An 8,657-nucleotide genomic window follows, 5' to 3' on the forward strand; every position below is an offset into this window, starting at 1 on the left:
GTGGCGGACGCCGGTGCGGTCGTGGTCCACGCCAACGAGGCGGCCGGGCTGGTGTTCCCGGACGCCCGCCCGGGCTCGCCCATGGCGGACACGGTCCCCGGCTGGCTGGCGTCGGCGCACGCGCGCCACACCGCGGCCCTTCCCGCCCAGCGCCCGCCCGCCGGGTCCGGCCCCGCCCGCGGGCCCGTCGGCGACCGCTCGTACGAGGCGCATCCGACACCCCGTGACGACGGCACCGTCGTGTGGTGGCTCGTCGACGACACCGACCACCGGCTCGCCCGGGAAGCCCTGTCGACGGAACGCACACGCACCGAGTTCCTCGTCCGCTCCTCCAACCTCCTGCTGTCGTCGCTGAACCTCGACCGCTGCATGGACGTCACGGCGCAGATGGCGGCCGACCACCTCGCCGACGCGGCGCTGGTGATCGCCCCCGCACGAGGGCCCGAACTGCCGGTCGTCTCGTGCGTACGCGGCGGCAGTCCGTCCGTGTCCCGCAGCGCCGTCGACCCCGCGGACGTGCCCGGGCTGGCCGAGGCGCTCCAGGGCTTCCCGCCCGTCCCCTCCCGCTGGCTCGACCCGGCCGCAGCCCCTGCCTGGCTGGTACCGGACGGGCTCGCCGGCCTGGGGTCGATCGTCATCACCCCCCTGCCCGGACACGGCGTGCCCGCGGGCGCCCTGGTCCTGCTGCGCGCCGACGGCGCGGCCGCCTTCACGGAGGACGAGGAGGTCTTCGCGCGGCTGTTCGCCGCCCGCGCCGGCGCCGCGATGTCGGCCGCCCGCCTCTACGCGGAACAGGCGGCGATCACCGACACCCTGATGCGCGAGCTCCTGCCCCCCTCGCTGCACCAGGTCTCCGGAGTGGAGTACGCCGGCGGCTACCGGCCGTCGAAGGACCACGAGAGGGTCGGCGGCGACTTCTACGACGTGCCCCCCGCCGCCGACGAGGGAGCGGCCTCCCTGGTCGTCCTCGGGGAATCCATTCGACAAAGGGCCTGGAAGCGGCCATGAATGACCCGGCAAAGATCCGAAACACCCTGCACGCCCTCCTGCCGATAGCCGAAGACCCACCACAGAAAGATCAGCCTGCTCAACCACTCGCAGATGAACTCCCGAGAACAACCCGCTTCGTCCACCATGGTGTTGGCCTCCGCGGCCCGCGACGGCAACGCCGTGCGGCTGCGCCTGACGAGCGCCGGCCACCCCGCTCCGCTGATCCTGCGCTCCGACGGCCGGGTGGAGGAGGCCGACACGAAGGGGACGCTGGTCGGGGCGCTGCCCCGGATCACCACGGAGACGGCCCGGGTGACCCTCGCACCGGGGGACACCTGCGTCCTGTACACCGACGGGATCAGCGAGGCACGGGGAGGACCCATGGGCGGTGCCATGTTCGGGGAGGAGCGGCTGCGGCGCGCCCTGTCGAAGTGCGCGGCGATGCCCGCCGAGGCCGTGGTGGAGCACGTGCAGATGCTCACCTCCCAGTGGGTGGGTACGGGCCGCCACGACGACATGGCCGTCGTCGTCATCTCGGCGCCGCGCACCAACCACCTCAGCGCCGTGGACGGCCACACCCGAGGACGGTTCACCGCGTGAGCCCCACCGTGACCTCCGCTTCGCCGACCGGTGAACTCCGAGCGCGGGTGTGGGAGTCGGTGATGGCGTTCGACGAGGCCGCCACGATCGCCACCCTGCTCCGCGCCCTCGACGCGGGCATGAACGCGGAGGACCTCCTGCTCGACGTCATCGCCGCCGTCCAGGGGCGGGTCGGCCGGGAGTGGGCGGCCAACCGCATCACCGTCGCCCAGGAGCACGCCGCGACCGCCATCAACGACCGGGCCCTCGCAGCCGTGGCCCGGCACCCCTCCGTGCCCACGCCACCGGCGCGCGGCCGGATCACCGCGGCCTGCGTGGACGGCGAATGGCACGCCCTGCCCGCCCGGCTCCTGGCCGAGGTACTGCGGATCAGGGGCTGGCGCGTCGACTACCTCGGGGCCCAGGTGAGCGCCCCGCACCTCGTCGCGCACCTGCACCGCACCGGCCCGGACGCCGTGGCGCTCTCCGGCACCCTCGCGACCCGCCTGCCCGCCGCGCACGCGACCATCACCGCCTGCCAGGCCGTCGGCACGCCCGTGATCGTCGGCGGGGCCGCCTTCGGGCCCGGAGGCCGTTACGCGCGCCTGCTGGGCGCGGACGCCTGGGCCCCCGACGCGCGCGCCGCCGCCGACTCCCTGGACCGCGGACCGCTCCCGCAGCCCCGTCCCGCTCACCAGGCCATCGACGACCTGCCCCACCTGAAGGACCAGGAGTACACACTGGTCGCCCGCAGCCGCCCGAGGCTGGTCCGGGCCGTGTTCGAGGCACTGGAGACCGCCCACCCGGCCGTGCGCGACTACACCGAAGCGCAGCGCGAGCACACGGCCGAAGACCTCTCACACATCGTCGAGTTCCTCGCCGCCGCCCTCTACACGGACGACGAGGACCTCTTCGGCGGCTTCCTGGTGTGGACCGCCGGAGTCCTGGAAGCCCGCCGCGTCCCGCCCGCCCCCCTGCTGTCGGCCCTGGCGCTCCTGGAGCGGGAACTACAGGACTTCCCCCGCGCCACCACCACCCTGCGGGCTGGCGCCGCCCGCCTGACCCGCACCCCTCCTACCAGGACCGCCGAATGACGAGCCCGCCCTCCGCCCCGCTCACCTTGACGCCCTCCGCCTCCCACGGCACCGGGCGCATCGAGCTGAGCGGCGACCTCGACCACCACCACGCCGGCCTACTCGTCGAAGCCGTCGACCGGCTCCTCGCCGAGCAGCCCGGGCTACGGGCCCTGCGGCTGGACTGCGCCGCACTGTCGGCCGTCGACTCCAGCGGTCTGGCAGCGCTCCTGATGGTCCGGCGACGCACCGACACGGCGGGCGCGGGACTCCACCTCGACGGCCGCCCCGTACAACTGAACCGCCTCCTGGAGATCACCGGCACCCTGCACCACCTCACGGCACCGAGGCCGGGCGCCCGGGCCACCGGCAGCCCCCAGCGCGCCGCTCCCCGCGACACCCCCGCGGAACAGCCGCCCCCGGGCGCGACGGGCCCGACCTCCTGACCGCCGGACCCGGCCGCTCACCGGCCGAGCCGACCCCGCTTCAGCCGGGACAGCCGTCCAGGGCCCTCAACCGCCCCCGTGTGATCACCACTCCTCCTCGGCACCTGCAGGCCGGTAACCGGCACGCAGCTTCCGCCGCTCCCGCGCGGTCAGTCCGCCCCACACCCCGTACGGCTCCTGAGTGCGCAGCGCGTGCCGCAGGCAGACCTCCCGCACCGGGCAGGCCGAGCAGAGCCTCTTCGCCTGCGCGTCGCGCTGCTCACGTTCCTTGCGCCGTTCGTGCCAAGGTCCGTAGAACTGCTCCGAGCCCACCTCCTGGCACAAGGCGTCGGCCTGCCAGGCCCAGTGCCTGTGCGCAGGTCCGGGGAGGAGGGAAAGGTTCGGCATCGGTCACTCCTTCGGTCATCGGTATCCGAAGGAGCGTCTGTTCAGGTTTGTTCGAATGAAACGTGGCGCTGGGGGCGCCGGCCGCGGTCGTCCCGTGCACCGGCGTCATGCGAACCTCCTGGCGCGCGGCCCCCGGGCCCGTTCGCCTCCAGCCTGCGCCCTGCGCGATGGGAGCCCGCCCGAACGTACGCCACTCAGGGCGCCCCGCTCCCCGGGGCCCGGACCGGACTGCCCAGGCGATCGGCCAGGTACGGTTCCTGCGCCAGTACGGCGCCCGTGCTGAGGCCGATCGCGATGGCCACGCACAGCACGATCAGCCATGACAGCAGCACGAAGACCGAGCCGAACGCCCCGAACTCGCCCAGCACCCGATTGAGGGCCAGCGGCATGTACAGGCGCGCGCCGAGCGACAGCGCCGTAACGGCCACGGCGCTGAGCAGCGCCCCGGGCAGCAGCGGCCACCAGCCGACCGCACCGCCCAGCAGCAGGTGCTGCGTCCACCACCACGCCGCGGTCTGGAGGAGGAGGGTGAGGGGGACGCCCAGCCACAGTCCCGTGCCGAACCCGTCGCGCACCGGGCCCTGCACCACCAGCAGGCCCGTCCAGACGGCGATCCACACGACCCACCGCCAGACCGCGATCCGGGCCGCGCCCCGCGGGATCCCCCATGCGCGTTTGCACAGCCGCTGGACCGCCCGGCTCACCGCGGTCGCCGACAGCAGCACCATCACCGACCCCACCACCCCCACCGCGTTCTGCACGTCCTCGTCCGTCCCGGCGAAGAACTCGTCGAGCTGCTCGCCGGACTCGCCCGTGAGACCGAAAAGGGCACGCAGCGAGGAGGTCAGCTGCTCCTGGAGGGCCCGCGGGGCGAGCGAGGCGACGACGAAGAGCAGGGGCACGACCGTCAGGAGGACTTGGGCGGCCACCCGGGTCGCCGAGTCGAAGATGTTCACCGCGATCATGCGCTCCGCCAGATGGGTGATCACGGGAAAGCGGACCTCGCTGCGGTACCGGACGCGCCGTCCGGCCTCCGCCAGCTCCCGCGAGCGGGTCCGCCACCACGATGCCCCCAACACGCCGCGCACCGGCCGGCCTCCTTCGTCCCCGTCCATGTTGGCGGATCCGACGCGGCACGGCACCTCGACGGTGCGGGCGGTGGACTCCCAGCGGACAAGTGGTTGATCCGGATGAAGGTCGAGCACCTCTCGGGTGTGTCTGAGCTGGGTTTCCTTGAGGTCCGGAGGCCGGAAGGCTCTGGCCACTCGTCCAAGGGCAGGCTCCACGGCGTACCGAAGGAACGGAAGTTGGTGTTCCCCCAGCGCACGTGCGGACCACCCGGTACGCGGCGGCCCAGCGCTGCAGGCGACTACCGCGCATCGGTAGTCGCGTGAGCCGGTCCCCGCCCCGCCTCCCGGCTCCTTCCGCCGCGTCGGGTACGTCCTGCTTGCTTTGTGGGTTCACCCCGGCCTAATATCGTCATCGTGACGATAACCGCTCGGAGCGGTCCCCGTTCCCGGTGGTATCGACGATGACCTCAGGACGAAGAAGTGAACATGTTCGGAATACCGGTAAATCCCTTTGAGCTCTCCGAAGAAGCGCTGAGTCGAATATCTGTCGATGACTCATGGGCCCCGACCGAGTCGCAGATCCCAAACGTCGATGCCAGGGTGATCCGCCATTTCCTCACTCCGGCTGAAGTGGAGGTATTCGCGGCCGAACTGGCTGCCCAGCGTTTTGTGCCGGTGGGTCGAGACGGCGTTGCCGCCAACTACGCAGAGGGGGATCCGGTCGGCCACCTCCGTGCCACGGCTGACTCCACAGCTCTGGCGGCAGAGTTCTACCACAGGCTGCGGGCGTTTCTGTCGTTTGAAGTGGGATCGGACGATCCGACGGATTCAGACGGAAGACCCTGGAAGCCGGCGGCCGTCAATCCGCGTATGCGCTTCATCACGTACGAAAGCGGCGGACTTCTGGTCCCGCACTACGATTCGCCCTATTTTGCCCCCGACGGAAGGCGAACCCTCCTGACGGTCGTCGTCTACCTGTCGTACGAGGCAGTGGGCGGAGAAACGCGGTTCATCGCCGACAAACAGAACGATCTTCCCTTTGGGCAACGCGATTTCTCGGACTGGCCCCGGCTCGCAGAGCCTGAGGAAATATTGAGCACCCACCGCCCCGAACCGGGCGATGCGCTCCTCTTCTGGCACCGGACGCTTCACGACTCGGCCCCGATTCTGGAGGGCACGAAAACAATTCTCAGAACCGATGTGCTCTACGAGCCCATGGATGCGCCGTGAGCAACAGCAAGCCTCCGCGTCCTCGGTCCCAGCAGGTCCACGACCGCCGCGACGAGGTTGCGTCGGGCGGTATCCGGCATACGCCTGACGGGGGCGTCCCTGCTGCGGTAGAGGTCCCCCGACTCCCACTGGCGAGCTTTCCGGAGTGTTGTGCTCGCTGACACAAAGGTGCTGCCTGGCTGATACAGCGTGGCGTTCGTCCTTCCTCCCAGGTTCGCCTCGTTCGAATGGCACATGATCGCGCGAGTCGGCCTGGTGGTTACAAGTTGCGCCAGCTCACGAACACGTGCGGCCCTGATCCCGCGATCGTCTCGCTGAACGGATCCACCACGCCGGTCAGGACGGCCAGACAGAACTCGGCCATGCCGCCATCGAAGACCGACCAGCGGTTCACCCCCCACGGCGCCTGCCTCCGAAAAGTGACCACCCTCCAGCTGTCGGGTGCGCCCCTTCGTAGCCAGAAGGCGGCATCGCTGCTCGCCGAGTCCGCGAAGGGCAACAGGAGCGGCAAGCCTTGCCTTCCAAGGAGAGCGCCCAGTTCCTGGCAGTCCCGGTCCGAGAGGGCGGGATCGACTCTGTCGACGAGATCCCCATACGGCGATCCCGGGACGGGAGGCGTACTGACGGACAGGTACTCGTCGATCTCTCCCCCGCCGTACGACTCCACGAACTCGCGATAGTCCCCAGGGAGTTCCAACTGCGCCGTGTCGGCGAGCCCTTCCCAGTCCACCGCGTCCCCTCCGGAGACAGGTGGCGGGAGTAGCTGACGCAGGCGAGCGACAGCAGGATGAGGCATATCAGAGTTCCTTCCTTGTTCCTGTGGGTCGCCGGTCTCGGCGGCTGCCAAGAGAGGGCAGGTCAAACATGGGCACCGGTGCGGTTGTCGGCTGCGGTCCGAGGTGCTTGAGCTCCGTCCAGCAGTGCATAACAGCTAACACGAGGATTTCACTCGTCGGAAGGTGATGAGGCAGCAGGCCAGTCCGAGGAAGGCGGACCGGTGCGATGGCGTCGAGCAACGGCAGCAGCTGGGTGACGTCATCGCGGTTGCGGAGTCGATCACGCAGCGGGACCAGTCCAGCCGCAGGGCCGCGTTCAGCTCGGCCAGAAGCACCTCGTGCAGTTGCTGCCACACGTCGGCCTCGTTCCGGTCCCGCAGTCTGCGCCGCACGTGCCCGAGCCGAAGCCCAGCTCCTTCGGCAGGTACTCCCACTGGATACCGGCATGCAGCACGTACAGGACCCCGCAATCCACCTCACCGTGTTAGCCGTTGTAAGTGGCCTTGAGGGTGTCCTTGGAGACCAGTACGCCGTCGGACCAGCAGAGCCGGTAGAGGTCGACCTGGGCCAGCAGGTCCCGCCCGGAGCGGTAGAACTCGCAGTCGGTGCCCGCCGGCCGGGCCGCGGAGCGGAGGTGGTCGGGCGGGTACGGGAACGCGCGGGCCGGGAGCAGGCGGGCGAGTTCGGTGCGGGAAGATCCGGGCTCCAGCTCGGCGAAGCGGGACGGCGGCAGCACCCCCGTCGTCAACTGTCAGGCCAGGTACACGGCGGCCGGGAAAACAGCCCGGCGGTCGGTCACGGAGGGAGGCCAAGGACCGGAGGCGGACGGAGCGGAGTACCTCAGCGTCCGTTCGCCAAATCCGGGGCGGGCCCGGCCGCCCCGGAGCCGTCGGTCCGCCGGGCGGGGCGAGCCGGCGCCTGGTGGGGGAGGACGGCGGCGACCTGGAAGCCGTCCCGGTACGGACCGGTCCGCAGGGTGCCGCCGAGAACCGCAACCCGTTCCCGGAGCCCGGTCAGCCCCCGGCCGCCGCCGCCCCCGCCCCCGGTCACGGGGGCTCGGCCGCCCCGCACGGCGGTGTTGACGACGCTCACCCGGGTGCGGTCCGGGCCGTGGTCGATGCCGACGCTGACCCCGCCGCCCGGGGCGTGCTTGACGGCGTTGGTGAGGGCCTCCTGCACCACCCGGTACGTGCCGCGTTCCACCAGCGGCGGCAGCGTCCCGGTGAACGTTCCGCGCCGCTCCCACCGCACCGGCACCCCCGAGGCCACCGCCCGGGCGAGGAGGTCCTCGACCGTGTCCGCCTCCGGCCCGGCCTCCCGTGGTTCGTGCAGCACGGCCACGGTCTCCCGCAGCCGTTCCACGGCGTCCGCGACCGTTCCACGCAGCTCGGCGAGGTCGGCCCGGTCGCGGTCGGTGAGGTCCGGGGAGAGTTCCAGGGCTCCCGCGCGCAGGGCCACGAGGCTCAGCACGTGGCCGAGGGAGTCGTGCATGTCGGCCGCGATGTCCGCCCGTTCGGCCAGCCGGGCGCGCTCCGCGACCAGGTGCTGACGCTCCTCCAGAGTGCCGGCCAACCGCCAGCCCTCCCGTACGAGTTCACGTCGGCCACGCCAGTGGCGCCCGGCCAGCCAGGGCAGCAGGAGGGCGGTGGGCAGCACGGCCAGGGCGTAGAACCACCAGACGGCCGGCACCCCCAGGACGGCGCACGCCGCCAGGTCGGCCGCGAGGGACGCGGCGAGCACCGCCAGCGGGCCCCCGGCGCCGGCCGCCCGGACACCGAGCAGGCAGCTCAGCGCGGCCAGCGACAGGACGTGGGCGTTGGCCGGGGTCGCGGAGTCGGCCAGGCCCGCCGCGCACAGGCAGTTGACGAGGAACACGGCGGCTCCCGGCCGGAAGCGGGACAGCGGTACCGCCACGGCCAGCACGGCCAGCGGCAGCAGCAGGTCCGTGACCGGCGCGTCCCCGCCCGCGTCCCGGAACCCGTAGCCGGTGGCAGCCGCGAGCACGCTCCACAGCACTGAGTCGGTGAGCAGGGACCTGGGCGGTATGTGCCGGTACCACATGGTGTGGGCGGGTCCTTCCGGGTGCGCGTCGTGTCCTTCGGCGTT

Annotated in this window: 8 protein-coding genes and 2 pseudogenes; 4 read left to right on the forward strand and 6 right to left on the reverse strand. The window is 71.7% G+C overall.

Annotated features, from left to right (window positions below; translation table 11 throughout):
* Positions 1 to 81 precede the first annotated feature (81 nt).
* From SSNG_RS32825 to SSNG_RS32835, 3 genes and pseudogenes are all read left to right on the forward strand, one after another.
* Positions 82 to 1,590, forward strand: a pseudogene (locus SSNG_RS32825) (PP2C family protein-serine/threonine phosphatase).
* Positions 1,587 to 2,663, forward strand: a complete 1,077-nt coding sequence (locus tag SSNG_RS32830) for a cobalamin-dependent protein (RefSeq protein WP_007268256.1) — start codon at positions 1,587 to 1,589, stop codon at positions 2,661 to 2,663. Before SSNG_RS32825 ends, SSNG_RS32830 begins: the two are co-directional and overlap by 4 nt.
* The gene (locus SSNG_RS32835) at positions 2,660 to 3,088 is read left to right on the forward strand and encodes an STAS domain-containing protein (protein ID WP_042802560.1); all 429 of its coding nucleotides are present in this window, start codon (positions 2,660 to 2,662) and stop codon (positions 3,086 to 3,088) included. The genes SSNG_RS32830 and SSNG_RS32835 overlap by 4 nt, the downstream gene beginning before the upstream one ends.
* Before the next feature lie 84 nt (positions 3,089 to 3,172).
* Here SSNG_RS32835 and SSNG_RS32840 read toward each other — a convergent pair whose 3' ends face one another.
* Together SSNG_RS32840 and SSNG_RS32845 are read right to left on the reverse strand one after the other, a co-directional pair.
* Complete coding sequence (locus SSNG_RS32840) at positions 3,173 to 3,475, reverse strand: WhiB family transcriptional regulator (RefSeq protein WP_007268258.1); 303 nt, start codon at positions 3,473 to 3,475, stop codon at positions 3,173 to 3,175.
* A 194-nt stretch (positions 3,476 to 3,669) separates the two neighbouring features.
* Positions 3,670 to 4,680 (reverse strand): YhjD/YihY/BrkB family envelope integrity protein, encoded by a 1,011-nt coding sequence (locus tag SSNG_RS32845; protein ID WP_241695183.1) that lies wholly within the window; start codon positions 4,678 to 4,680, stop codon positions 3,670 to 3,672.
* A 351-nt stretch (positions 4,681 to 5,031) separates the two neighbouring features.
* Here SSNG_RS32845 and SSNG_RS32850 point away from each other — a divergent pair, with 351 nt between their 5' ends.
* Positions 5,032 to 5,775 carry a 2OG-Fe(II) oxygenase gene (locus tag SSNG_RS32850; protein ID WP_241695284.1) on the forward strand — a complete coding sequence of 248 codons (744 nt, stop codon included), beginning with the start codon at positions 5,032 to 5,034 and terminating at the stop codon, positions 5,773 to 5,775.
* A 259-nt stretch (positions 5,776 to 6,034) separates the two neighbouring features.
* Here the strand turns inward: SSNG_RS32850 and SSNG_RS32855 are convergent, their stop codons facing one another.
* The 4 genes and pseudogenes from SSNG_RS32855 to SSNG_RS45030 form a co-directional block, all read right to left on the reverse strand.
* A complete protein-coding gene (locus SSNG_RS32855; protein WP_042802562.1) occupies positions 6,035 to 6,505 on the reverse strand; it encodes a hypothetical protein in 471 nt (156 codons plus the stop codon).
* Positions 6,506 to 6,764: 259 nt separating this feature from the next.
* Positions 6,765 to 7,017: pseudogene (locus tag SSNG_RS40535) on the reverse strand (transposase); the annotation flags it as partial.
* 18 nt (positions 7,018 to 7,035) lie between these two features.
* Positions 7,036 to 7,299, reverse strand: coding sequence for a hypothetical protein (locus SSNG_RS44370; protein WP_241695184.1), 264 nt, complete (start codon positions 7,297 to 7,299; stop codon positions 7,036 to 7,038).
* Between the two features lie 92 nt (positions 7,300 to 7,391).
* Positions 7,392 to 8,657 (reverse strand): histidine kinase (locus SSNG_RS45030; protein ID WP_007268263.1); only part of this gene is annotated, 1,266 nt, incomplete at its 5' end.

This window comes from Streptomyces sp. C (assembly GCF_000158895.1).
GTDB lineage: Bacteria > Actinomycetota > Actinomycetes > Streptomycetales > Streptomycetaceae > Streptomyces > Streptomyces racemochromogenes.

What these genes read in the sequence shown, in the direction of transcription:
- SSNG_RS32835 (WP_042802560.1), top strand. Translation starts at nt 2,660, where the DNA reads ATGACGAGCCCGCCCTCCGCCCCGCTCACCTTGACGCCCTCCGCCTCC.
- SSNG_RS32840 (WP_007268258.1), bottom strand. Translation starts at nt 3,475, where the DNA reads ATGCCGAACCTTTCCCTCCTCCCCGGACCTGCGCACAGGCACTGGGCC.
- SSNG_RS32850 (WP_241695284.1), top strand. Translation starts at nt 5,032, where the DNA reads ATGTTCGGAATACCGGTAAATCCCTTTGAGCTCTCCGAAGAAGCGCTG.